Source organism: Micromonospora sp. AKA38 (genome assembly GCF_027925725.1).
GTDB lineage: Bacteria > Actinomycetota > Actinomycetes > Mycobacteriales > Micromonosporaceae > Micromonospora.
On the sequence record NZ_BNEI01000005.1, the window covers coordinates 1,692,797 to 1,715,991 of the forward strand.

The window sequence follows — 23,195 nt, forward strand, 5'->3', positions numbered from 1 at the left end:
GCCCCCGGGGCGGGCGTCGCCGGCAGGCGGCGCCCGCCCCGTCGTGCGACCGGCTCCGCCCCGCCGACGCGGCCCGGGTGGGGGACCGGCGCGTATCGGCCGGTCGCGATCCGGCAGGATCGACGGTGACCACACCGTCAGCACCGAGGAGACCCGCTCATGGAGAAGCCCGAGGTTGGCCCGATCGAGGGCGCGCCGCCCGCCGATCTCGTCGTCGAGGACCTCACGGTCGGCGACGGCCCGGAGGCGCACGCCGGCCAGCTCGCCAGCGTGCACTACGTGGGCGTGGCCCACTCCACCGGCCGCGAGTTCGACGCGTCGTGGAACCGGGGCGAGACGTTCGAGTTCCCGCTCGGCGGCGGCCAGGTCATCGCCGGCTGGGACCAGGGCGTGATCGGCATGAAGGTGGGCGGCCGGCGGCGGCTCACCATCCCCCCGCACCTGGGCTACGGCGCCCGGGGCGCCGGCGGCGTCATCAAGCCGAACGAGACGCTGGTCTTCGTGGTGGACCTGCTCGGCGTGCGCTGAGCCCCGCCACCGGCCGCCGGGCCGTCGGCGCGATGCCGGCGGCCCGGTCCCGTGGTCAGGCCGCGGCGCAGGTCAGCAGCGCCCGCGCGGGGCCCGACTCACGCACCGGCACGACCCGGTGCAGGCCGGTCACCCGCAGCACCCGGGCGACCACCGGCGCGGGATCGACGAGCACCAGCTCGCCACCGCGCGCCCGGACCCGCAGGTGCGCGGCGGCCAGCGTGCGCACCCCGGCGGCGGAGAGCAGCCGCACGCCGGACAGGTCGACCCGCACCACCGGCCGCGCCGGCGCGGCCCACAACGCGGCCCGGAACGCCGCCACGGTGGCGATGTCGATCTCGCCGACCGGACGCAGCTCGACCACGTGGTCGAGCACCTCCGTCGCCACCTCGAAGCGGTCGTCTGTCATGCCCCAAACCTACCCTCCCCCACCGACAGTTTCCGCTGCTCGGCCCCGGGGTTCCGGGTTGCGCCCGGGTGCCGACCCCGAGCCGTCTCAGGGTCATCCCGCAGCCGCCCGCCGGCCCGGCCGCGCGGCCCGCGGGGAGCGCCCCCGACCACCGTGGGGCGGACCGGCGGACCGGCGGACCGGACACGCCGCGGCGGACTCCCCCGCGCCGCGTCGGCCGGGTCACAATGAGCCGATGGCCGTTCCCCGCCCGCGCGTCCCCCTGCTGATCCGCCCGGTCCGTGAGCCGGCCACCGTGCCGCCGCCGCTGGCCGGGGCCTGGGCCGCCACCGACACCCGGCTGGACCGGGCCGACCTGCTGCCGCTGCCCGAGGGCGGCCACGGCCCGGAGGACGTGGTGATCGACGCCGAGGGGCGGGCGGTCAGCGGCGACGAGAACGGCCGGCTCTGGTGGTGGCCGGCCGACGCGCCGGCCGGCACCCGCCCGACGCTGCTCGCCGAGACCGGTGGCCGGCCGCTCGGCATCGAGCTGGACCCGGTCGACGGCGGGCTGCTGGTCTGCGACGCGTACCGGGGGCTGCTGCGGGTCGACCCGACCGGGACGGTGCACGAGCTGACCGGCACCGCGCCGCCGGTGCATCTGGCCGACAACGCCGCGGTCGCCCGGGACGGCACCGTGTTCTTCACCGACTCGTCCGACCGCTTCCCGCTCTCGCACTGGAAGCGGGACCTGCTGGAGCACCGGCCCAACGGGCGGGTGCTGGCGTACGACAGGCGCACCGGACGCACCGACGTGGTGGCCGACGGGCTCTACTTCCCCAACGGGCTGGCGCTCACCCCGGACGAGTCGGCGCTGATGCTGGTCGAGACCGCCACCCACCGGCTACTGCGGGTGGAGTTGCCGACCGGGCGGGCCACCGTGCTGACCGACCTGCCGGCGTACCCGGACAATGTCTCCGCCGTCGGCGACGGGACGTACTGGATCGCGCTGCCCAGCCCCCGACTGCCGATCATGGAACGGTTGCTGCCCCACCCCCGGGTCCGGCAGCTCGTCGCGCTGCTGCCCGGGGCGGTGCAGCCGCAGCCGCGCCGTTACGGGCTGGTCGCGCTTGTCGACGGCGCCGGGCGGGTGCTGCGGACGCTGCACGGCCCCGGCGGCGCGTACCCGATGGTGACCGGCGTCCGGCAACACGGCCGGCAGCTCTGGCTGGGCAGTCTGACCGCGACCGGCGTGGCCCGCGTCGACCTGGACTGAGGTCGACGTGGGCCGGCCCGCGCGGACGCGGGCCGGCCCGTGGCCGTTCCTCCCCCGGTTCAGCCGCCGCTGTTGCTCGCCGACGGGGTGGGCGCGGGCGACGACCCGCCGGCCACCGCGCCCGGGTGCGGCGTCGGGCTCCGCGTGGGCTTCAACCCCGCCGGTACGGGCAGCGCGCTGCCCTTGGCGAACTCGTCCCAGCTCACGTTCCAGGCGGTGAAGCCGTTGCCCTGCTGGAGCTGCACCTCGGTGCCCTTGACGGTCACCAGGTCACCGACCTGCGTGACGCCCATCAGCCAGTCCGCTCCGGCGGCGGAGACGTTGGTGCAGCCGTGCGAGGTGTTGTTGTAGCCCTGCTCCCCCTCCGACCACGGCGCCGAGTGGATGAACTCGCCGCCCCAGGTCAGCCGCTGGGCGTCGTCCACGTCGACCACGTAGCCGCCGTCCGGCTCGCCGCGGGTGTCGAACGTGGTGTGCTCGTGCTTCTCCATGATCACCATGGTGCCGCTGGAACTCGGCGTGCTCGGCTTGCCGAGGCTGACCGGCAACTTCCTGAGCACCTTGCCGTCCTGGTAGACGGTCATCTGCTTGGTGGTGTTGTCGATGTCGAGCGACACCTGCCGGCCCACCCTGGCGGTGGCCACCCGGTCGGTGTCACCTACCGCGTCCTTCCCGATCGGCAACCCCTCCAGCGCGCTGCGCACGCTGATCCGGGTGCCGGGCTTCCAGCGGTCCGGCGCCCGGTACTCGGCCTGCTTGCCGTCCGCCATCCACGACCAGGTGCCCGGCTGCGGCGGGTCCGTCCTGACGAACAGCCGGCGCTGCACGTCCGCCCGCGCCTGTTCCGGAATGGGCGGATCGAAACCGAGTACGACCGGCATCGCCGTTCCGTACGTCTGCTTGTCCTGGAGATACAATTCGCTGGTGACGGCCGGTTTGGTGGATTTGGCCATCGTCGTGAACGTCGTCTTCCGCGTCGTGGTCTTCCCGGAATCGCCGCTCACGGTCACCTCGGCCGTGTACGTCCGGGAATTCGCCAGCGGGCGGTCCGGCACCCAACCGGATCCGTCCTCCCGCGCCTGGGCCGGCACCGGGCGGCCCTTGTCGTCGGTCAGCTTGACGCCGGTCACCTTGCCGTTGCTGGCCTTCGTGCCCACCTCCGCGCTGATCGGCACGTCGCGGGCCCGGTCGGCCGGCGTCACCGTGACCGACGGCGGGGCCGCCTCGGCCCGCTTCGCCACCGACTTCGGGCCGGCGGTGCACGCGCCGACCGCGAGTGGCGCGACCGCGACGGTCATCGCGAAAAGCGTCAGTCGCCGCCTCACAAACATATTCCGTCCCCCATTTCGGCACCCCCTCGCCCACATTCTGTAGGCCCGTCGTCACGGTGTGGCGCCTTCGGCGGAATTGCTCGGAAACGGCTGCGTGAAATGGGTCGGTGGCGGCCGGATCGGGAGTCGGCGGGCCCGACGACCGGTATCGCCCGTCCCGGGTGTGGCGCTCCCCTGCGGACGGCCGCAGCCCCCGGTCCGAGGGCTGCGGCCGTCGCGGTCAGACGTTGGCGATCAGCAGGGCGGGGCGTTCGACACAGTCGGCCACGTGGCGCAGGAACCCGCCGGCCACGCCGCCGTCGCAGACCCGGTGGTCGAAGGTGAGGCTGAGCTGGGTCACCTTCCGGACCGCCAACTGCCCGTCGACCACCCAGGGCTTGTCCACGATCCGGCCGACGCCGAGCAGCGCCGCCTCCGGATGGTTGATGATCGGCGTCGAGCCGTCCACCCCGAACACGCCGTAGTTGTTGAGCGTGAACGTCCCGCCGGTCAGCCGGGCCGGGGGCAGCGTGCCGGCGCGGGCCGCCGCCGTGGTCTCGGCCAGCGCGGCGGCCAGCTCGCCGGTGGTCAGCCGCTGGGCGTCGCGCAGCACCGGCACGACCAGGCCCCGGTCGGTCTGCGCGGCGATGCCCAGGTGCACGCCGGCGGACTGCACGATCCGCTGCCCCTCGGTGTCGACGCGCGCGTTGAGCTGCGGATACCTCCGCAGGCCGCTCAGGCAGACGCGGGCCAGCAGAGCCAGGATGCTCACCGGCGCGTCCGGGGTGGCGGCGTTGATCGCGGCCCGGGTCTCCAGCAGCCCGGTGGCGTCCACGTCGACCCAGATGGTCACCTCGGGGATCTCCCGGCGGCTGCGGGAGAGCTTGTCGGCGATCGCCTTACGGATGCCGGTGAGCGGGACGACCACGTCGCCGTCGCCGGCCGGAACGAGCCCGACGTGCGCGTCCGGCGCGTCCGGCACGGCCGCCAGCCGGGCGGTCGGCGCGGCCAGCGCCGTCTCCACGTCCGCCCGACGGATCACACCGCCCGGCCCGCTGCCGCGCACCGACGCCAGATCGATCCCCTGCTCCCTGGCCAGCCGCCGCACGATCGGCGAGATGACAAGCGGCGCCGACGCCGGGTCACCGGTCCGCGCCGGATCGGGCGTCCGGTCCGGCGACGCGGTCGAGCCGGCCGGGACCGACGAGCCGGCCACCGTCAGCGGGTCGGTCCCTGCCGGCGAGCCGGCCGCGAGCGCGGGACCGGGCTCCGCCGGGGCGGGTGCGCCGGGTTCGGGGGCCAGCGCCAGGCGGGGTCGGCGACGCCGCCGGCCCGCACCGCCGTGCCCGGTGCCGTACCCGATCAGGACGTTGCCGGAGCCGGCCCGCTCCTCCTCGCGGTAGGTGGCGTGCGGGTCGGGGGCGTCGCCGCCGTCGAGCGGCGCGATGGTGATCAGCGGCTGGCCGACCGGGCGGACCTCACCCGCCACGCCGTGCAGCGCGACGACCCGGCCGGCGTACGGGCAGGGCACGTCGACGACGGCCTTGGCGGTCTCCACCTCGACCACGCTCTGGTCCACGGTGACCACGTCGCCGACCGCGACCCGCCACTCGACGATCTCCGCCTCGCTGAGCCCCTCACCCAGGTCGGGCAGGAGGAAGTCACGGGTCCCCACGGCGGTGCGTTCGCTCATGCCGTGCTTGCCGGGCATGCCCTCACGGCCCTCGCTCCGCTCGGTGCGTTCGCTCATGCCGAGCCGACCGGGCATGCCCTCACGGCCCTCGCTCCGCTCGGTGCGTTCGCTCATGCGGCTGCCCACCGGGTGTCGGGCTGGTCGTCCCACTGCAACCGGGCCACGGTGTCCAGCACCCGGTCCACCGAGGGCAGGTGGGTGTGCTCCAGCATCGGCGCCGGGTAGGGGATGTCCAGCCCGGACACCCGCAGCACCGGCGCGTGCAACGCGTGGAAGCAGCGCTCCTGCACCCGGGCGGCGATCTCGGCGCCCACCCCGGCGAAGCCCTGCGCCTCCTGGATCACCACGCAGCGGCCGGTACGGCGCACCGACGCGGTCACCGTGGCGTCGTCGAACGGCACGATGCTGCGCACGTCGACCACCTCCAGGTCCCAGCCCTCCTCGCGGGCCGCCTCGGCGGCGGCCAGCGCCACCGGCACCGCCGGCCCGTACGCGACGAGCGTCGCGTCGGTGCCCGGCCGGCGCACCACGGCGGTGCCGATCGGCGCGGTACGCGCCGGCAGCTCCGCCTCGCCGCTGGAGAAGTAGAGCTTCTTCGGCTCCAGGAACACCACCGGGTCCGGATCGTCGATCGCGGCGCGCAACAGCGAGTACGCGTCGTCGACGGTGGCCGGGGTGACCACCTTCAGGCCGGGGGTGTGCGCGTAGTACGCCTCGGACGAGTCGCAGTGGTGCTCCACGCCGCCGATGCCGCCGGCGTACGGGACCCGGATGACGATCGGCACGCTGAGCGCGCCACGGGTGCGGTTGCGCAGCTTCGCCACGTGCGAGGCGATCTGCTCGAACGCCGGGTACGCGAACGCGTCGAACTGCATCTCGACCACCGGCCGCAGCCCGGACATGGCCAGGCCGACCGCGAAACCGACGATGCCGGCCTCGGCGAGCGGGGTGTCGAAGCACCGCTTGTCGCCGAAGCGGGCCTGCAACCCGTCGGTGATCCGGAAGACGCCGCCGAGCTGGCCGACGTCCTCGCCGAAGACGAGCACCCGCTCGTCGTCGAGCAGCGCGTCGGCGAGCGCGGCGTTGAGCGCCTTCGCCATGGTCACGGTGGCCATCAGGCGTCCCCCTCCTCGTCGCGGGCCGCGGCCAGCTCGGCCCGGACCAGTTCCCGCTGCTCGACGAGCTGCGGCGTGGGCTCGGCGTAGACGTGCTCGAAGAGGCTGAGCGGGTCCACCGTCGGCTGCTCGTCCATCCGGCGGCGCAGCGTGGCGGCGTACGCCTCGGCCTCCTCGGCGACCGCCGCGACCGCGGCGTCGTCGAGCACGCCCCGGGCCCGCAGGTACGCCTCCAGCCGGGCGATCGGGTCGCGGTCACGCCACGCCTCGACCTCGTCGGCGTCCCGGTAGCGGGTCTGGTCGTCGGCGTTGGTGTGCGGCTCCATCCGGTAGGTGTGCGCCTCGATCAGGTACGGGCCCCTGCCGGCGCGGGCGTGCGCGACGGCCCGGTTCAGCACCGCCAGCACGGCCACCGGGTCGTTGCCGTCGACCTGCTCGCTGGGCACGCCGTAGCCGACTCCCTTGTACGCCAGGCTCGGCGCGGCGGTCTGCCGGGACAACGGCACGCTGATCGCGTACTTGTTGTTCTGCACCAGGAAGACGACCGGGGCCTTGAACACGGCCGCGAAGTTGATCCCCTCGTGGAAGTCGCCCTCGCTGGTGGCGCCGTCGCCGATGAACGTCAGCGCCACGGTGTCCCGGCCCTGGTACGACTCGCCGTAGGCGAGACCGGCGGCGTGCACGCACTGGGTGGCCAGCGGCGTGCACTGCGGCGCGGTGCGGGTGACGGCCGGGTCGTAGCCGCAGTGCCAGTCGCCGCGCAGCAGGGTGAGCACCTCGACCGGGTCGAGGCCACGCGCGGTCAGCGCCATCGACTCCCGGTAGGTGGGGAAGACCCAGTCTGAGTCGCGCAGCGCGAGCACGCCGCCGACCTGGCAGGCCTCCTGGCCACGGGCGGACGGGTAGACGGCGAGTCGCCCCTGCTTGGTCAGCGCGGTGGCCTGGGTGTCGAAGCGGCGGCCGACGACCATCCGCCGGTACATCTCGCGCAGCGTCTCGACCGGCGGTTCCGGATAGTCGTCGCGGGGCGGCAGCGGGGTGCCGTCCGGGTCGAGCAGCCGAACCGGCTCGGGCTGCGGCAGCAGGCCGGCCGACGGGTCGGGGACGGCCGGGGTGGCCGGCCGGCGGGTGCGCGGGGATGCCCTGCGGACCGCCTGGGGTGTGGTCGTCACGGCGGGGACCTCCTGGACGTGTGGTGGACCTATGCTCCTGCCCATGGATGATTGACTCAACATCCGCGCTGAACGCGGGACGAATGGCACGGGAGGGTGAGCGAAGTGAGCCAGGAGACCGGCACCACAGCGGGCGCGACGGGCGGAACGGGACGTTCGGCCGGCCCGCTCGACGAGGTCGACCGGCGGATCCTGCGCGAACTGGTCGCGGACGCCCGGCTCTCCATCCGGACGCTCGCCGACCGCGTGCACGTCTCGCGCACCAACGCGTACGCCCGGGTGGAGCGGCTGCTGCGCGACGGCGTGCTGGCCGGCTTCACCGCGCGGGTCGCGCCGGAGCCGGCCGGGCTGGGCACCTCGGCGTACATCGCGCTGACGATCGAGCAGAACACCTGGCGGGAGGTCTCCGCCGAGCTGGCCCAGGTGCGCTACATCGAGCACGCGGCGCTGCTCAGCGGCGAGCACGACGTGCTGGCGCTGGTCCGCGCGCCGGACAACGCCACGCTGCGCGACGTGGTGCTGGACCGGGTGCAGAGCATCGCCGGGGTGCTCTCCACCCGCACCTGGCTGGTCTTCGAGGAGTTCGACGGGACACTGAGCCCCTGGGCCTGACGGCTCACCGCTCCGGCGGCGACTCCAGGCCCTCGCGGTCGGCCAGCTCCAGCAGCGGCGCCAACGAGTGTCGCCGACCGTCCAGGCCGGCGTGCGGGTCACCGCGGTCGGCGAAGCGGGCCGGCATGCTGAGCACGTCGAAGTCCTCCGGCCGGGCGTCGTCCAGCTCGGCCCAGTCCAGCGGCGCCGACACCAGCGCCCGGGGCGTGGGCCGGATAGAATACGCCGACGTCATGGTGTGGTCGCGGGCCATCTGGTTGTAGTCGACGAAGACCGGCCGGTCACGCTGGTCCCGCCACCAGGTGGTGGTGACCAGGTCCGGTCGCCGGCGTTGCATCTCCCGGCCGAGCGCCAGCACCGCCCGCCTGCACTCGCCGAAGCTCCACCGCGGCTCGACCGACAGGTAGACGTGCAGGCCTCGGCCGCCGGTGGTCTTCGGGTACCCCTCCAGGCCCAGCTCGGCGAGGAACGCACGCACCTCGTGGGCCACCGGCACCACCTGGGCGAACTCCACGCCCGGCATCGGATCCAGGTCGATGCGCAGTTGGTCGGGGTGCTCCACGTCGGCCGTCGACACCGGCCACGGGTGGAACCGCAGCGTGCCCAGGTTCGCCGCCCAGATCACCACCGCCAGTTCGCTGGGCGCCACCTCGTCGGCGGTCCGTCCGCTGGGGAACGTGATGTGCGCGGTACGCACCCAGTCAGGTGCCCCGGCCGGCAGCCGCTTCTGGTAGAACGCGTCGCCCCGGTTGGTCTGCCGGGTGGCGATCGTCGCGCCCTCGAACACGCCGCGCGGCCAGCGTTCCAGCATGGTGGGCCGGTCCCGCAGCGCGCGCAGGACGCCGTCGCCGACGGAGAGGAAATAGCGCACCACGTCCAGCTTGGTCAGCCCGCGCTCGGGAAAGTAGGGCTTGTCCGGGCTGGAGACGCGGACCAGCCGCTCCCCCACCCGGATCTCCTCGGCCGCCGTGGTCGCCATCCCACCCACCGTAGGGCACCGACCGCCGGCGCGCGGGCATCCGTCAGGTGATCAGCAGGATTCCGACCACGATCAGCGGCACCGAGACGAACAGGAAGATGCCGACGCCGGTGAGCACCCGGCCGCCGCCGCCGTCCTCCCGCTCCGGCGCCAGCCCGAACGTGGACCGGGCCGGCAGCATGCCGATCCGGCTCAGCGTCAGGTCACCGGTCATCCCGATCACGGCCCCGACCAGCATGAACGCCACGCCGACCCGGTGCACGAAGTCGCCGCCGCTGAGCGCCACCCAGACGCCCACCGCCACCGTGATCGCCACCACCGCGACCACGAAGAGCACAAGGGCCTCCCGCAGCCCCTGAACCACCGTCGACATGCGCACCTCCCCCGGCCGGGCCGCCCGACCCGGCCGACATCTTGCCGGATCGATGCGCACCGCGCTGCCCCGTCCGGCTGGCGGGTGGCGGCCTGCGGCACAGTCCACCGGCTACTGGGCGGCGGGCCAGGCACCGGGCACCGTCCGGCACTTCCGCTCGACGGAGCGCCGGCGCGGTCACCCGCGCCGGGCGTCGGGTACGGGGAGCCGCATGGCGGAGTTGGCAGCGCTCTGGATCGTCCGGCACGGTGAGAGCACCGCGAACGTCGCGGCCACCGCGGCCGCGACGTCCGGCGCCGAACTGATCGACCGCTCGCCACGGTCTGACGGCCGACACGCGACGACGAGGGTGTGTGTAACACCACACCACGCTCGCGCGCTGAGCCGGTGAAGGGCGTGCAGTCTGCGCGTCCTCCACCGGATCGGCCCCCTGGGAGTACGTGTGAACAACCTTCGTCGCAAGACACTGGCCGCCGCGTCCGCCGTGACGCTCGGCGCCGGCCTCGCCGTCACCGGCGGCCTGGCGCCGGCGGCAGCCGCCGGACCGGAGACGTCGTACCTGGTCCTCGCCCCGCAGGGCGCCACCACCGGCAAGGCCGCCGCCCGGGTGGCCGCCGCCGACGGCACCGTGGTGGCCGCCTACGACCAGATCGGCGTGCTCGTCGCCCGCTCGACCAACCCGGACTTCGCCGCCCGGGTGGCCGGCGCGGGCGTCGAGTCGGTCGCCTCCACCGCCGGCCTGGGCACCGCCCTCGACGAGGGCGAGACCGTCGAGGTCTCGGCGGCGCAGGCCGCCGACGCCACCGGCGACCCCACCAAGGAGCCGCTCTACGGCCAGCAGTGGGACATGGACATGATCCACGTCCCGCAGGCCCACGCGGTGACCACCGGCCGCCCGGACGTCGTCGTCGGCGTCCTGGACAGCGGCATCTCCAGCACCCACCCGGACCTGGCGACCCAGATCGCCAAGGACAAGAGCACGTCCTGCGTCGGCGGCGTCACCGACACCACCGAGGCGGCCTGGAACCCGACCAACAGCGACCACGGCACCCACGTGGCCGGCACCATCGCCGCGGCGATCAACGGGGTCGGTGTCACCGGCGTCGCGCCGGGGGTCAAGGTGGCCGCCGTCAAGGTGGTCAACGACGACGGCTACATCTTCCCGGAGGCCGCGGTGTGCGGGTTCCTCTGGGCCGCCGACCACGGGATGCGGCTGACCAACAACAGCTACTACATCGACCCGTGGGAGCTGAACTGCCGTAACGACGCGCGGCAGCGCCCGGTGTGGCAGGCCGTGCAGCGGGCGATCCGCTACTCGCAGTCCAAGGGCGTGCTCAACGTGGCGTCCGCCGGCAACTCGAACTACGACCTCGCCCACAAGATCACCGACACCGGCAGCCCGAACAACGGGACGCCGGAGGAGCGCGAGAACCTGACCAACGCCTGCCTCGACCTGCCGGCCGAGGCGCCCGGCGTGGTGACCGTGGCCGCGGTGGGCCCGACCGGCGCGAAGAGCTACTACTCCTCGTACGGGCAGGGCGTGATCGACGTGACGGCGCCGGGCGGCGACACCCGGTTCCGGACCCAGGGCGCGCGTTCCACGTCGACCGACGGCATCCTGTCGACCACCTTCAACACCGTCACCCGCACCAACGGGTGGGGCTACAAGCAGGGCACGTCGATGTCCGGCCCGCACGCCACCGGTGTCGCGGCGCTGGCGCTGTCGGCGCACCCGGGCATGACCCCGGGCCAGCTGTCGTCGTTCCTGGAGCGCACGGCGACCGCCAAGCCCTGCCCGGCGGGCGTCTACAACCCGGTCCCGCTGATCCCGACGGGCCCGAACGCGTACGACGCGACCTGCTCCGGTGGGGCGCGTAACGGGTTCTACGGCGCCGGCGTCGTCGACGCGTACACCGTGGTGAAGTAACCGACCGCAACCACGGACCGGGCCCGGCGTGATTGCCGGGCCCGGTCCGTTTGTCCTGGTCGGACGCCGAGGACGGGCCGGCGAGCCGGCGCGGGAAGGTGGTCACGCAGATCCTCGAGGCGCTGACGGTGCACACCTACCCGGAGAACGAGGTGATGGCGGACGTGCTCTGCCTCGAACTGCACGCCATGAACGCCGACGACGAGCGGTTCGTGGCCAGGACGACGGTGCTGATGGAGAACGTGCTGCACCACGTCGAGGAGGAGCAGGAGTGGTTCCCGAAGGTGCGCGAGGCGCTCGGCCGGAACCAGCTCCAGGAGATCGGCCAGCGCATGCTGGACCTGCGGCCGACGGCGCCGAAGACGCCGACCGCCCCGAAGCCGCTGAAGAAGGCGCGCGACGCCGTGGACGCCTGACGCGCAGGTGAGAAGGGGCCCCTTCTCGACGCGAGGCGTTAAGAAGGGGCCCGCCCTTGGACCCGGGCCGGCCGGGCCCGCAGGTCCGGTCCGGGGTCGACCGCTAGGATCGACCCGGGCCGTGACTGGCGCGTGGAGATGGAGCACCATCGGGGAGCGGCCTCGTCATGAGGACGCATGCCGAGCGCCTGGGCCTTCCGCACGTCACCAGGAGGTCGCATGTCGCACAACGCCGAGTCCACCGCCTTCCGCAGCGCGCTGGAGGTGATCCGCGCCGTCGAGCCGCGGGTGGCGGACGCCATCGGGGCGGAGTTGGCCGACCAGCGCGAGTCGCTGAAGTTGATCGCCAGCGAGAACTACGCCTCCCCCGCGACGCTGCTGGCGATGGGCAACTGGTTCAGCGACAAGTACGCCGAGGGCACCGTCGGTCGTCGCTTCTACGCCGGCTGCCAGAACGTCGACACCGTCGAGGCGCTCGCCGCCGAGCACGCCCGGGAGCTGTTCGGGGCCACCCACGCGTACGTGCAGCCGCACTCCGGCATCGACGCCAACCTGGTCGCCTTCTGGGCGATCCTGGCCGACCGGGTCGAGTCCCCCGCGCTGAAGAAGGCGCAGAAGCGCCACGTCAACGACCTGACCGAGGAGGACTGGTTCGCGCTGCGCCGGGAGTTGGGCGACCAGCGGATGCTCGGCATGTCGCTCGATGCCGGCGGCCACCTCACCCACGGGTTCCGGCCGAACATCTCCGGCAAGATGTTCGACCAGCGCAGCTACGGCACCGACCCGGCCACCGGTCTGATCGACTACGACAGGGTGGCCGAGGCGGCCCGGGAGTTCCGGCCGCTGATCCTGGTCGCCGGCTACTCCGCGTATCCCCGGAAGGTCAACTTCCGGATCATGCGGGAGATCGCCGACTCCGTCGGCGCGACGTTCATGGTCGACATGGCGCACTTCGCCGGTCTGGTCGCCGGCAAGGTCTTCACCGGCGACTTCGACCCGGTGCCGCACGCGCACATCGTCACCACCACCACGCACAAGTCGCTGCGCGGCCCGCGCGGCGGCATGGTGCTCTGCGGCCCGGAGCTGGCCGACCAGGTCGACCGGGGCTGCCCGATGGTGCTCGGCGGTCCGCTGCCGCACGTGATGGCCGCCAAGGCGGTGGCGCTGGCCGAGGCGCGGCGCGCCGACTTCGCCGACTACGCGCAGCGGATCGTGGACAACGCGCAGGCGCTCGCCGACGGGTTGCTGCGCCGGGGCGCGACGCTGGTCACCGGCGGCACCGACAACCACCTGGTGCTCATCGACGTGTCCGGCTACGGCCTGACCGGCCGGCAGGCCGAGCAGGCGCTGCTGGACTCCGGCATCGTGACGAACCGCAACGCGGTGCCGCAGGACCCGAACGGCGCGTGGTACACCTCAGGCATCCGGATCGGCACGCCGGCGCTGACCACCCGGGGGCTCGGCGCCGCCGAGATGGACGCGACCGCCGAGCTGATGCACACCGTGCTCGACCGCACCAGCCCCGGCACCGGCCCCGACGGCGCCCCGTCCAAGGCGAAGTACGTCCTGGACCCGGCGGTGGCCGAGCAGGTCGGCAAGCAGGCCGCCGACCTGCTCACCCCGTTCCCCCTCTACCCCGAGGTGAACCTGACCTGAGCCCGCCCGCCATCGAAGTCGATCAAGGAGTTTGCGTCAGCCGGCACGCCGGAACCGACGCAAACTCCTTGATCAACGAGGGGGTGGGGGGTGGGTCAGCGCAGGGGGCGTTTGAGGTGGTAGCGGTGGACCTCGGTGCTGCCCTGCACGTTGTTCACGTCCTCGGCGGCGGTGACCAGCTCCCAGCCCTCCCGGCCGACGCGGTTGAGGTGCGCGACCGCGGTGTCGCCGTACGCGGTCACGTCGGTGCGGGACCCGTCCGGGCCGTACCAGACGAACGAGACGTGGAAATTCCGGCCCTGCCCCTGATAGCGGCGGACCAGCAACGCGTACTCCCAGGCAACCATCCGTCCATTATCAACGGACACCGGGTCGCCGGGGAACACGGGTGGTGCCGGAACCACGACCCTGCGGCGTCAGGCCGGCGCGCCCACCGCGGCCGTGGTGTCCGCGACCAGCGCCGCGAGCCGGTCCAGGCCCACGTCGATCTGCGCCGGGGTGACCGCGCTCACCGACAGCCGCAACGCGTTCACCGGCGTGCCGGCGTCGTAGAAGTGCGCCATCGGGGTCCAGAGCACGCCGTACTCCCGGGCCGAGCGGTGCAGCAGCGCGTCGTCGACCGGGAACGGCACGGTGACCACCACGAAGAAACCGCCGGCCGGCACGGTCCAGCCCACCGGCCCGCCGGCCGGGAAGCGGCGGGCCAGGCCGTCGACCAGGTGACGCAGGTTGCGGCCGTACGCGGCCCGCTCCCGGACGTTCGCGGCGACAAGTGAACAGTCGTGCGCCAGCAGCGCGCCGCCGATCACCGCCTGGCTGATCGGGGACGTGTTCACCGTGACCATGCTCTTGATCTTGGCGAGCTGGTCGGCGAGCGGGCCGACGGTGCCGTCCGCGCCGCCCACCCGCTGGTCGGCGACCACGTAGCCGACCCGCGCGCCGGGCAGCACCGTCTTGGCGAAGGAGCCGAGATAGACCACCCGACGCGCGGTGTCCAGCGCCTTGAGCGTGGGGCGGCGGTCCACGCCGGCGGCCGGGAACAGGCCGTACGGGTTGTCCTCGATCAGCAGCAGCTCCTCCTCGGCGGCCAGGTCGAGCAGCCGGCGGCGCTGGGCGGTGTCCATGCTGATCCCGGACGGGTTCGCGAAGTCCGGCATCACGTAGCAGGCGCGCGGGCGCAACCCCTCGGCGCGGGCCCGGCGCAACCCGGCCCGCAGGTCGGCCAGGTCGACGCCGTCCGGGCCGCCGGCCACCGGACGCACCGGCAGGTCGACCAGGCGGGCCGCGCCGGTCAGCCCGACGTACGTGGGCGTCACCGCGAACAGCACGTCGGCCGGGTCGGCCCGCAACGCGCGCAGCACCAGGAACATCGCCTCCTGGCAGCCGACCGTCACCACGATCGTCTCCGGGTCGACTGTGAGCCCCTCGTCGACGGCGAGGTGGCGGGCGACGAGGTGGTGCACGATGCCTTTGGTCCGGCCGTACTGCAACAGCGTCCGGTCCACCTGGGCCGGGCTCAGCCCCAGGTCGTCGGCGAGGTGCGCGCGGAACCGGTCCAGGTGGTTGGGCAGCAGCGCCGAGTCGAAGAACTCCTCGTACGGCCGACCGGCGGCCAGCGACACCGCGTCGGGATAGTGCTGCGCCACCTCGTTGAGAAAGTTCATCGAGTTCAACGCCGGGTCGCCGACGCTGCCGTGCAGCGCCTCGACGGTCAGGTCCACCGGTTCCACGTCAGGCTCCGATCCGGGTGCGCAGCCGCCGGGCCGAGGCCGGGTCGGGGCAGCCGCTGAGGATGAGCGCGTCCCGCAGCTCGGCGGCGAGCAGCGCCAGGGCGGCCTCGGCGCCGGCCCGGCCGCCGGCCGCGAGCGCCCAGAGCAGCGGCCGGCCGACCAGCACGCCGGCCGCGCCGAGCGCGAGCGCGCGCAGCACGTCGACGCCGCCGCGGATGCCGCTGTCCAGCAGCACCGCGCACCGCTCCCCCACCGCGTCGACCACCTCCGGCAGCACGCTCGCGCTGGCCGGGGCGGCGTCGAGCTGCCGGCCGCCGTGGTTGGAGACCACCACCGCGTCCACGCCGGCGTCCGCCGCGCGGACCGCGTCGCGCGCGTCCAGGATGCCCTTGACCAGCAACGGCACCGGGGTACGCGCGCGCAGCCAGGCCAGGTCCGCCCAGCTCACCGCCGGGGCGAAGACCGCGCCGGTGTGCACCGCCACCGCCGAGACGCCGGGCGTGCCCTGGTGGGCCAGGTCGTCCCGGCCGCCGGGCAGGTTGGCGGCGGTGACGTGCGCCGGCAGCGTGAAGCCGTTGCGCACGTCGCGCAGGCGCCGGCCGAGCACCGGCACGTCCACGGTGAGCATCACCGCCGCGCAGCCCGCGCCCAGCGCCCGGTCCAGCAGCTCCGCCACCAGGCCCCGGTCGCGCAGCCAGTAGAGCTGGAACCACACCGTTCCGCCGGCCGCGGCGATCTCCTCGATCGGCGTGCTGGACAGCGTGCTGGCCACGTAGGGCACGCCCGCCGCGCCGGCCGCCGCCGCGAGCGCCGGCTCACCGTCGGCGTGCAGCAACCGCTGGTACGCCATCGGCGCGACCGCCACCGGCAGCGCGGCCCGGCCCCCGGGCAGCGTCGCCTCGGTGCTCGGGGTGTCCACACCGGCCAGCATCCGGGGCAGCAGGGCCACCCGGTCCAGCGCGGCCCGGTTGGCGGCCAGCGCGGTCTCCGTGCCGCTGCCGCCGTCGACGAAGTCCCACACGTCGGCCGGGAGCACCGCCCGGGCCAGCCCGGCGAAGTCGGCCAGGCCGGCCGGCGGCATGAAGGCCGAGGCGGGGTCAGCCACGGTCGGTCCCGACCGAGGCCCCGGCCGACGCCGGATCGAGGCCGAGGTGTGCCCGCAGGAACGCGGCCACCCGGTCCTGGGCGTCGCGGCCGGCGTCGAACACGCCGGGCATGGCGAAGAAGCCGTGGATCATGCCCGGGTAGTCGGCCGTCTCGGTCGGCACGCCGGCCCCGCCCAGCCGCTCGGCGTACCGCTCGCCCTCGGCGCGCAGCGGATCGTGCCCGGCGGTGACGACGAGCGCCGGCGGCAGGCCGGACAGGTCCTCGGCGAGCAGCGGCGAGGCCAGCGGATGGGACGCGTCCGCCGGGTCGGCGAGGTAGTGGCCGCGGTACCAGTCCACCGAGTGCCGGTTGAACAGCAGCGGGTCCTCGTCGTCGGCCGGGCGACGGCCGGGGCGCTGGTCGGTGTTCGGGTAGACCAGCACCTGGGCGGCAAGCCGGGGCCCACCGTCGGCACGGGCCAGCAGCGTCACCGCGGCGGCCAGGTTGCCGCCGGCGCTGTCCCCGCCGACCGCCAGCCGGCCCGCGTCGATCCGGAACTCGTCGGGGTGCGTGGCCAGGTGGCGCAGCGCGGCGTGGCAGTCCTGGACCGCGGCCGGGAACGGATGCTCGGGGGCGAGCCGGTAGCCGACCGTCACGGTCTGACAGCCGACGAGGTTGACCAGCCGCCGGCAGATCCCGTCGGCGGTGTCCACGCTGCCGAGCGTCCAGCCACCGCCGAAGAACCACACCAGCGTGGGCAGCGGACTGTCGCCGGCCGGCCGGTGCACCCGCACCGGGAGCGGCCCGGCCGGGCCGGGCACCTGGCTGTCGCGTACCTCGGCGACCGGCTCGACCGCGCCGCCGCCGGCGCGGATCGCGGCGAGGTCGGCGGCGCGGGCCTCGGCGAGGGTCTGGGTGTAGAGCGGCACGGCGCCCGCCGTCGCCCGGGCGGCCCGCCACGCGACCACCTGCGGATCGAGCGTCATCCGGCCTCCCCGGTGGTGACGAAGAGCTTGTCGATGCCGCGCAGGAAGAGGCTGCCGCTGTAGGTGTACGGCTGGGTGACCGCGAGTCGGGGGAAACGGGCGAACAACCGGGGCAGCGCGATCCGGCCCTCCAGTTTCGACACCGCCGAGCCCAGGCAGAAGTGCAGTCCGACGCCGAAGGCCAGCGACGGTGGGCCGTCCCGGTGCGGGTCGAAGCGGTCCGGGTCGGGGAAGCGGGCCGGGTCCCGGTTCGCGGCGGCGATCAGCAGCAGCACGTTGTCGTCGCGGGCCACCGACACGCCGTCCAGGTCGGCGTCGGCCGGCGCGGAACGGGCCAGGAAGTGCACCGGGCTCTCCATCCGCAGCACCTCGTCCACGCAGCCACGGGCGAGCGCGTCGTCACCGGGCAGCGCGGCGGTCACCTCCGGATGGTCGAGCAGCAGCGGCAGGCCGTTGCTGAACATGTAGACGGTGGTGACGAAGCTGGCGTTGAACAGCACGATCAGGTTGCTGATCAGCTCGTCCTCGGTGAGGTCGACACCGCCCGCGTCGAGCACCTCGACCAGCCCGCTGATCAGGTCCTCGCCGGGGGCCCGGCGGCGGTGGGCGATCAGGTCGCGGTAGTAGGCCCGCAGCTCCTCGGCGGCCTGGTTGGCCCGGGTCAGCCGCTCCGGCGTCTTGCCGGCGACGTCCATGTACTCGTCGATCCAGTCGACCCGCTGCCGGTACCAGGCCAGATCGGCGGCGGGCAGGCCGATGAACTCGGCCATCACCAGCGCCGGGACCGGGTACGCGAAGTCGGCGACGAAGTCCACCTCGGTGCCGTCCGCGCCGGCCTCGGCCATCGCGTCCAGGCGTTCGGTGACGATCCGCACCACCACCGGCTCCAGCGCGCCCAGCCGGCGCGGGGTGAACGTCTTGGCGAACACCGCGCGCATCCGGGTGTGGTCCGGCGGGTTGACGAACATCATCGAGGTGAGGAACGTCCGCAGGATCTCCTGCTCCTCCCAGCCGGGCGGGAAGCCCTTGTACCACTCCGGATCGCGCAGGATCCGGTCCACCACGTCGTAGCCGCCGGCGACGGCGGTGACGGTGCTGTGCTCGGCGCGGGTGGGAACGGCGTTGATCGGCCCGTGCGCGTGCAGGGCCGCGTAGTAGGGATAGGGGTTCTGCCGGCCCTGCTCGCTGTACAGGCCGGTCAGGATCTCGCTGACGTCCACGGCGTTCTTCCTCCCCAGGAAAAGGCGGCGGGGGCGGCCGCCGTGTCGACGCCGCCCCCGCCCGGTGTCACAGCCCGAGCAGCCGCAGCGGGACGGCGTTCGCCATCGCCTGCGCGCCCGCGTCGTTCGGGTGGATGTGGTCCCCGGCGTCGTACGCCGGCAGCAGCCGGCTGGGCTGCGCCGGGTCGCGCAGCACGGCGTCGAAGTCGAGCACGCCGTCGAACTCGGCCCGGCCGGCCCCGCGCAGCCAGGCGTTGACGGCGTTGCGGGTGGCGTCCTTCTCCTCGGTCCACACGCCCGGCCCGCCGTTGCCCTCGTACGGCGTGATGGTGCCGACCAGGCTGGTCAGCCCGCGCGCCTTGACCTGCTGGTTGAGCTGGCGCAGCGAGGCGATGATCGCCTCGGCGCTGTCGCCGTTCATCCAGATGTCGTTGATGCCCAGGTGGGTGATGACGGTCCGGACACCGGTCTGCGGGAACACGTCCTCGTTCAGTCGGGCCAGCGCGTTCGGGCCCAGCTCGTAGTAGCCGGGGAAGCCGCCCGCACCGGGCTCCGGGCCCTCGTGGTTGAGCCGGTTGCCGGCCAGGCTGAGGTTGAGCACGCCCGGCGTACGGACCTCCGGGCGGGCGTCGATCAGCCGCGCGGCGAGCAGGTCCGGCCAGCGCTTGTCGGCGTTGACCGTGCTGCCGTTGCCGTCGCCGATGGAGTCGCCGAGCACCACCACCGAGCCCGGCGCGACCTTGCGCTCCACGTCGATGCCGGAGAGGAACATCCAGCAGCAGTTCGGCTTGATGGTGAAGCCGGCGCCGCCGGCCGCGGTGGTCAGGTCCGTGGCGCCGATGAAGTTGGTGACCCGGGACTGGCCGTGGAACGTGACCGGTCCGGTGAGCACCGGGAAGTACAGGGTGACCACCAGGTCCTCCTGCTCGGCCACCGGGTAGGCCAGCGGGTCGCTGAGCAGTTCGGCGCCCTTGTTGATGGTGGCCGACGTGCCGCCGGAGAACGTCAGTTCCCGGACGCTGGCCGGGTCGACGTCGGACAGGTCGTCGGCGGTGGCGGTGTTCGGCCGGGCGACCGTGGCGTGCCCGACCTTGACGGCCTGCTCGCCGTAGAGGTTGGTGAGGCGGACCCGCAGGCGCGGACCGCCCACCGTGGTCTGCACCGTCATCCGGATGCTCTGGTCGTTGAGGCCGGTGTTGGTCAGCCCCACGGTGTTCCCGCGGGTCACCGCGGCGGCCCAGCTTCCCGCCCACTCGGCGCGCCCGTGCCCGGCGCGGTCGGTGTCGGTGGGGCCGGCGCTCGCGGTGACCGCCGGGGTGCCGGCGATCAGCAGCGTTGCGGCAGAAGCTATGACGTGCCATCTCTTCGGGGTCGGCATCGATCCTCCATGTTCGCCCAACCCCGGGCGCGGCGCGGTCGGCGCCACCTGCCCGGGCGATGGACCGGAAACTAGCCGCCGCTGGTGACGAGCGTCAATCAACCTGATCGACATGATCAAATGCCCGCGGGATGCCGGGCCCCGACGTTCGGCTCTGTCCGCCGTGGACCGCCGCTGCCTAGGCTCGGAACCGGCGGCGGTGCGGTCGCCGACCCGGCACCCGCCGTCCGAGTACCGGCCCTGACCTGGGCCGGGCGCCGCTCGCGGACAACGATGGGGGCTGCCCGATGACCGACCGGCCGAACTACGTGCACGAGGCGCTGGAGCTGTTCGCCGGGTTCGGCGACCGGGAGGCGCTGGTCGGCGGTGACCGCCGGCTCACCTACCGGCAGGTCGCCGCCGAGGTGCGCGGCCTGGCCACCGCGCTGCGCCGGCACGGCGTACGCCCCGGCGCGGCGGTGCTGGTGATGCTCGGCAACACGGTCGAGGGCCCACTGCTGCACCTCGCGTTGCACCTGCTCGGCTGCCGGGCCATGTGGGTCGCCCCGGTCACCTCCCGCCGCGAGATCGACGAGTTCGTCGCGCTGGCCGCGCCGGAGGTGTTCGTGCACGATCCCCGCGATCCGGAGTCCGGGCAGGTCGCGGCCGGCCTGGTCGGCGTACCGGTGCTGTGTCTCGGCCCCGGCGGCGCCGGGCCCGACCTCACCGCGGGCGGCGACGGCGACGACTCGACCGACCTGCCGGCCCCCGGGCCGGCGCCGGAGTCGTTCCTCCAGACCAGCGGCACCACCGGCACGCCGAAGCTGGTGCACCACCGGGAGAGCTTCTACCGGCAGGTGCTGGTGCTCGCCGCCGGCATCCGGTCCGCCGGGATCCCGCTGCTGCGGCACCTGTCGCACTCCCCGATGTGGCTGGCCAGCGGCCAGATCACCACGCTTGTCAACCTGTTCACCGGCGGGGTGCTGTTCCTGCGCGAGCGGTGGGACCCGGCGGCGTTCATCGCGACCGTGGACGCCGAGCGGCTGACCTCCACGTTCGTCACCCCGCCGATGCTCTACGAGGTGCTCGACCATCCCGACCTGCCGGGCGCCGACTTCTCCGCGATGGTCATGTTCAACGTGGGCGCCGGGCCCGCCGCGCCGGCCCGGCTGCGCCAGGCGATCACCCGGTTCGGCCCGTGCCTGCGCATCGTCTACGGGCTCAGCGAGGCGGTGGTGATCTGCGCGCTGCCCGGGCTCACCGACGATCCGGAGCACCCGGAGCGGCTGCGCTCCTGCGGCCGGCCGTACGGGGACGTGACCGTCGAGATCCGCGACGCCGACGGGCGGGTGCTGCCGGCCGGCGTCGACGGCGAGGTGTGGGCCCGGACGAAGCTGAGCTTCGCCGGCTACCACGGCCAGCCGGAGCTGACCGCCGAGACGCTCGTCGACGGCTGGGTGCGCACCCGCGACATCGGGCACCTCGACGACGACGGTTTCCTCTACCTGGTCGACCGGTTGCAGGACCGGATCCTCACCCGGCAGCGGAGCTGGCCGATCTACTCCCGCCCGATCGAGGACGTGCTCGCCGGCCACCCCGAGGTAAGGGCCGCCGCGGTGATCGGGGTGCCGGACCCGGTGGCCGGGGAGCTGCCGCACGCGTACGTGGTGCCGGCGGCGGGCGCGTCGGTCACCGGCGACGACCTGATCGCGCTGGTCGTCCGGGAACTCAGCGAGACCTGGGCGCCCGGCGCGGTGGAGTTCGTCGACGCGCTGCCGCTGAACCGGTCCGCGAAGGTCGACAAACGGGCGCTGCGGGCCCGGTACGCACAGGAGCACCCGGCCGGCGCGGACCCGATCGGCAGTCCGGCGTGAACCCGCGCCGGGAGTTGTACACCCTGGTCGGCGCCGACCTGCTGTCCAACCTCGGCACCCGGATCTCGGTGGTGGCCATTCCCTGGCTGGTGCTGGAGACCACCGGCAGCCCGACCCGGATGGGCCTGGTGGCCGCCGCGGAGACGCTGCCGTACATGCTCTCCAGCGCGCTGGCCACGCCGTGGGCGGACCGGTTCGGCGTCCGCCGTACCTCGATCTTCGTGGATTCGGCCAGCGCGGTCGCGATGGCGGTGGTGGCGCTCGCGCCCTGGCTCGGCTTCGGCACGCTGCTGGTGCTGGTGGCGATCGCCGGCGGGCTGCGTGGCATCGGCGACCGGGTGAAGCACGTGCTGTTCAAGCCGGCCGCCGAGCGGGCCGGGGTGCCGCTGATCCGGCTCACCTCCGCCTACGACGGGCTGGCGCGGGGCATGACGCTGTTCGGCGCGGTGCTGGGTGGGCTGCTCATCGACTGGGTGGGGCTGACGCCGGCGATCTGGATCGACGCGGCCACGTTCGCGGTCTGCGCGCTGCTGATCGGGGTGCTGGTCCGGCCGCCCGCGCCGACGCAGCCGGCGCCCCGGGAGCCGTACCTGCGGGCGCTGCGCGGCGGCTTCGCGTACCTGCGTACCGACCGGACGCTGCTGGTCATGCTGATCGTGGTCTCCGCGTCCAACATGTTCGCCAACGCCAGCGTCGCGGTCTGGATCCCGCTCTGGGTCAGCCAGGTGCTCGGCGACCCGGCCGGGTTCGGGCTGCTGCTGGGCGTCTTCTCGGCCGGCGCGTTGCTGGGCAACCTGCTGTTCACGCTGGTCGGCGCGCGGCTGCCCGGCCAGGCGGTGTTCGCGCTCGGGTTGGCGCTCAGCGGCGCGCCCCGGCTGCTGGCGCTGGCGCTCAGCGACGACCTGGTGGTGGTGCTGGTGGTGACGTTCCTGTCCGGGATCGGGATCGCGGCGGTGAACCCGCTGCTCGGCGCCGCGCTCTATCAACGGGTACCGGCGGCGTTGCAGACCCGGGTGCTGGGCATCTCCGGCTCGGTGGCGTTCCTCGGCCTGCCGGTGGGCGCGCTGCTCGGCGGCTGGTCGGTGGCGCTGTTCGATCTGGGTCCGGCGTTGCTGGTGATGTCGGTGGCCTGCCTGGTGTTCACCGTGGCGCCGCTGCTGTTCCTCCGCTCCGGCGCCGGCCGGCCGGCGCCGGAGCCGGTCGCCCCCACCCCGGCCTGACCGGTGGTGTCGGTGGCTCGGCGTAGCGCCTCCGGGCGGGTAGCTGAGCAGGTCCCGCGCCGACGCACGGGGCAGCACGACGGGTGGCTTTTCGCTACCCTCTTGATCCACGGGCAATGCCTGCGGTAGCCACACGGGGGAACGTCGATGGTGTACCGGCACGAACGCGCCCCGGCGCGTCCGGCACACCTGTCGCCGCAGCGGGCGCATGCTGTCCACGGCTCGACCTCTCTCCCGGTTCGCCCGGCGGCGTCGCCGACGCTCGTACAACCGGAAA

At 73.9% G+C, this 23,195-nt stretch carries 21 protein-coding genes and 1 riboswitch; of the genes, 8 read left to right on the top strand and 13 right to left on the bottom strand.

What is annotated here, in order from left to right; genetic code table 11:
- Window positions 1-159 precede the first annotated feature (159 nt).
- Window positions 160-528 (top strand): FKBP-type peptidyl-prolyl cis-trans isomerase, encoded by a 369-nt coding sequence (locus TPA0908_RS24510; protein ID WP_281941700.1) that lies wholly within the window; start codon window positions 160-162, stop codon window positions 526-528.
- A 55-nt stretch (window positions 529-583) separates the two neighbouring features.
- Here the strand turns inward: TPA0908_RS24510 and TPA0908_RS24515 are convergent, their stop codons facing one another.
- Window positions 584-937, bottom strand: coding sequence for an anti-sigma factor antagonist (locus TPA0908_RS24515; protein ID WP_281941702.1), 354 nt, complete (start codon window positions 935-937; stop codon window positions 584-586).
- 235 nt (window positions 938-1,172) lie between these two features.
- Between TPA0908_RS24515 and TPA0908_RS24520 the strand changes: the two genes are divergently transcribed.
- Complete coding sequence (locus TPA0908_RS24520; RefSeq protein ID WP_281941704.1) at window positions 1,173-2,192, top strand: SMP-30/gluconolactonase/LRE family protein; 1,020 nt, start codon at window positions 1,173-1,175, stop codon at window positions 2,190-2,192.
- A gap of 59 nt (window positions 2,193-2,251) precedes the next feature.
- On the opposite strand, the gene TPA0908_RS24525 is transcribed toward TPA0908_RS24520, so the two are convergent.
- The 4 genes from TPA0908_RS24525 to pdhA form a co-directional block, all read right to left on the bottom strand.
- On the bottom strand, window positions 2,252-3,523 hold the full coding sequence (locus TPA0908_RS24525; RefSeq protein WP_281941705.1) for a L,D-transpeptidase: 1,272 nt from the start codon (window positions 3,521-3,523) through the stop codon (window positions 2,252-2,254).
- Between the two features lie 220 nt (window positions 3,524-3,743).
- The gene (locus tag TPA0908_RS24530; protein ID WP_281942683.1) at window positions 3,744-5,195 is read right to left on the bottom strand and encodes a dihydrolipoamide acetyltransferase family protein; all 1,452 of its coding nucleotides are present in this window, start codon (window positions 5,193-5,195) and stop codon (window positions 3,744-3,746) included.
- 110 nt (window positions 5,196-5,305) lie between these two features.
- Window positions 5,306-6,310 (bottom strand): alpha-ketoacid dehydrogenase subunit beta, encoded by a 1,005-nt coding sequence (locus tag TPA0908_RS24535; RefSeq protein WP_281941706.1) that lies wholly within the window; start codon window positions 6,308-6,310, stop codon window positions 5,306-5,308.
- Window positions 6,310-7,515 (bottom strand): pyruvate dehydrogenase (acetyl-transferring) E1 component subunit alpha, encoded by a 1,206-nt coding sequence (gene pdhA / locus TPA0908_RS24540; RefSeq protein WP_281942685.1) that lies wholly within the window; start codon window positions 7,513-7,515, stop codon window positions 6,310-6,312. The genes TPA0908_RS24535 and pdhA overlap by 1 nt, the downstream gene beginning before the upstream one ends.
- Window positions 7,516-7,587: 72 nt before the next feature.
- On the opposite strand from pdhA, the gene TPA0908_RS24545 reads away from it, so the two are divergent.
- Window positions 7,588-8,094 carry an Lrp/AsnC family transcriptional regulator gene (locus TPA0908_RS24545; protein ID WP_281941708.1) on the top strand — a complete coding sequence of 169 codons (507 nt, stop codon included), beginning with the start codon at window positions 7,588-7,590 and terminating at the stop codon, window positions 8,092-8,094.
- 4 nt (window positions 8,095-8,098) lie between these two features.
- Here TPA0908_RS24545 and TPA0908_RS24550 read toward each other — a convergent pair whose 3' ends face one another.
- Window positions 8,099-9,073 carry a DNA polymerase domain-containing protein gene (locus TPA0908_RS24550; protein WP_281941710.1) on the bottom strand — a complete coding sequence of 325 codons (975 nt, stop codon included), beginning with the start codon at window positions 9,071-9,073 and terminating at the stop codon, window positions 8,099-8,101.
- A 43-nt stretch (window positions 9,074-9,116) separates the two neighbouring features.
- Complete coding sequence (locus TPA0908_RS24555; RefSeq protein WP_281941712.1) at window positions 9,117-9,446, bottom strand: hypothetical protein; 330 nt, start codon at window positions 9,444-9,446, stop codon at window positions 9,117-9,119.
- A 442-nt stretch (window positions 9,447-9,888) separates the two neighbouring features.
- Here TPA0908_RS24555 and TPA0908_RS24560 point away from each other — a divergent pair, with 442 nt between their 5' ends.
- The 3 genes from TPA0908_RS24560 to TPA0908_RS24570 all read left to right on the top strand — a co-directional run bounded on the left by TPA0908_RS24560 (window position 9,889) and on the right by TPA0908_RS24570 (window position 13,445).
- Entirely contained in the window at window positions 9,889-11,373 is a 1,485-nt protein-coding gene (locus tag TPA0908_RS24560) for a S8 family peptidase (RefSeq protein ID WP_281941714.1), read from the top strand.
- A gap of 98 nt (window positions 11,374-11,471) precedes the next feature.
- Window positions 11,472-11,789, top strand: coding sequence for a hypothetical protein (locus TPA0908_RS24565; RefSeq protein WP_281941715.1), 318 nt, complete (start codon window positions 11,472-11,474; stop codon window positions 11,787-11,789).
- 111 nt (window positions 11,790-11,900) lie between these two features.
- Window positions 11,901-11,990: riboswitch (ZMP/ZTP riboswitch) on the top strand.
- An 18-nt stretch (window positions 11,991-12,008) separates the two neighbouring features.
- On the top strand, window positions 12,009-13,445 hold the full coding sequence (locus TPA0908_RS24570; protein ID WP_281941718.1) for a glycine hydroxymethyltransferase: 1,437 nt from the start codon (window positions 12,009-12,011) through the stop codon (window positions 13,443-13,445).
- Between the two features lie 95 nt (window positions 13,446-13,540).
- Here TPA0908_RS24570 and TPA0908_RS24575 read toward each other — a convergent pair whose 3' ends face one another.
- The 6 genes from TPA0908_RS24575 to TPA0908_RS24600 form a co-directional block, all read right to left on the bottom strand.
- Window positions 13,541-13,792: a hypothetical protein gene (locus TPA0908_RS24575; RefSeq protein ID WP_107160278.1), complete on the bottom strand. Its 252-nt coding sequence runs from the start codon at window positions 13,790-13,792 to the stop codon at window positions 13,541-13,543.
- A 69-nt stretch (window positions 13,793-13,861) separates the two neighbouring features.
- A complete protein-coding gene (locus tag TPA0908_RS24580) occupies window positions 13,862-15,175 on the bottom strand; it encodes an aminotransferase-like domain-containing protein (protein ID WP_281941719.1) in 1,314 nt (437 codons plus the stop codon).
- Window position 15,176: 1 nt separating this feature from the next.
- Window positions 15,177-16,256 (bottom strand): alpha-hydroxy acid oxidase, encoded by a 1,080-nt coding sequence (locus tag TPA0908_RS24585; RefSeq protein ID WP_281942688.1) that lies wholly within the window; start codon window positions 16,254-16,256, stop codon window positions 15,177-15,179.
- 16 nt (window positions 16,257-16,272) lie between these two features.
- Window positions 16,273-17,247: an alpha/beta hydrolase gene (locus tag TPA0908_RS24590; RefSeq protein WP_281941720.1), complete on the bottom strand. Its 975-nt coding sequence runs from the start codon at window positions 17,245-17,247 to the stop codon at window positions 16,273-16,275.
- Entirely contained in the window at window positions 17,244-18,467 is a 1,224-nt protein-coding gene (locus TPA0908_RS24595) for a cytochrome P450 (RefSeq protein WP_281941721.1), read from the bottom strand. Before TPA0908_RS24595 ends, TPA0908_RS24590 begins: the two co-directional genes overlap by 4 nt.
- Window positions 18,468-18,534: 67 nt before the next feature.
- Window positions 18,535-19,818: an SGNH/GDSL hydrolase family protein gene (locus tag TPA0908_RS24600; protein ID WP_281942690.1), complete on the bottom strand. Its 1,284-nt coding sequence runs from the start codon at window positions 19,816-19,818 to the stop codon at window positions 18,535-18,537.
- Between the two features lie 314 nt (window positions 19,819-20,132).
- Between TPA0908_RS24600 and TPA0908_RS24605 the strand changes: the two genes are divergently transcribed.
- Both TPA0908_RS24605 and TPA0908_RS24610 read left to right on the top strand, forming a co-directional pair.
- The gene (locus TPA0908_RS24605) at window positions 20,133-21,698 is read left to right on the top strand and encodes a class I adenylate-forming enzyme family protein (RefSeq protein ID WP_281941722.1); all 1,566 of its coding nucleotides are present in this window, start codon (window positions 20,133-20,135) and stop codon (window positions 21,696-21,698) included.
- Window positions 21,695-22,918: an MFS transporter gene (locus TPA0908_RS24610; protein WP_281941724.1), complete on the top strand. Its 1,224-nt coding sequence runs from the start codon at window positions 21,695-21,697 to the stop codon at window positions 22,916-22,918. Before TPA0908_RS24605 ends, TPA0908_RS24610 begins: the two co-directional genes overlap by 4 nt.
- Window positions 22,919-23,195: the final 277 nt, after the last annotated feature.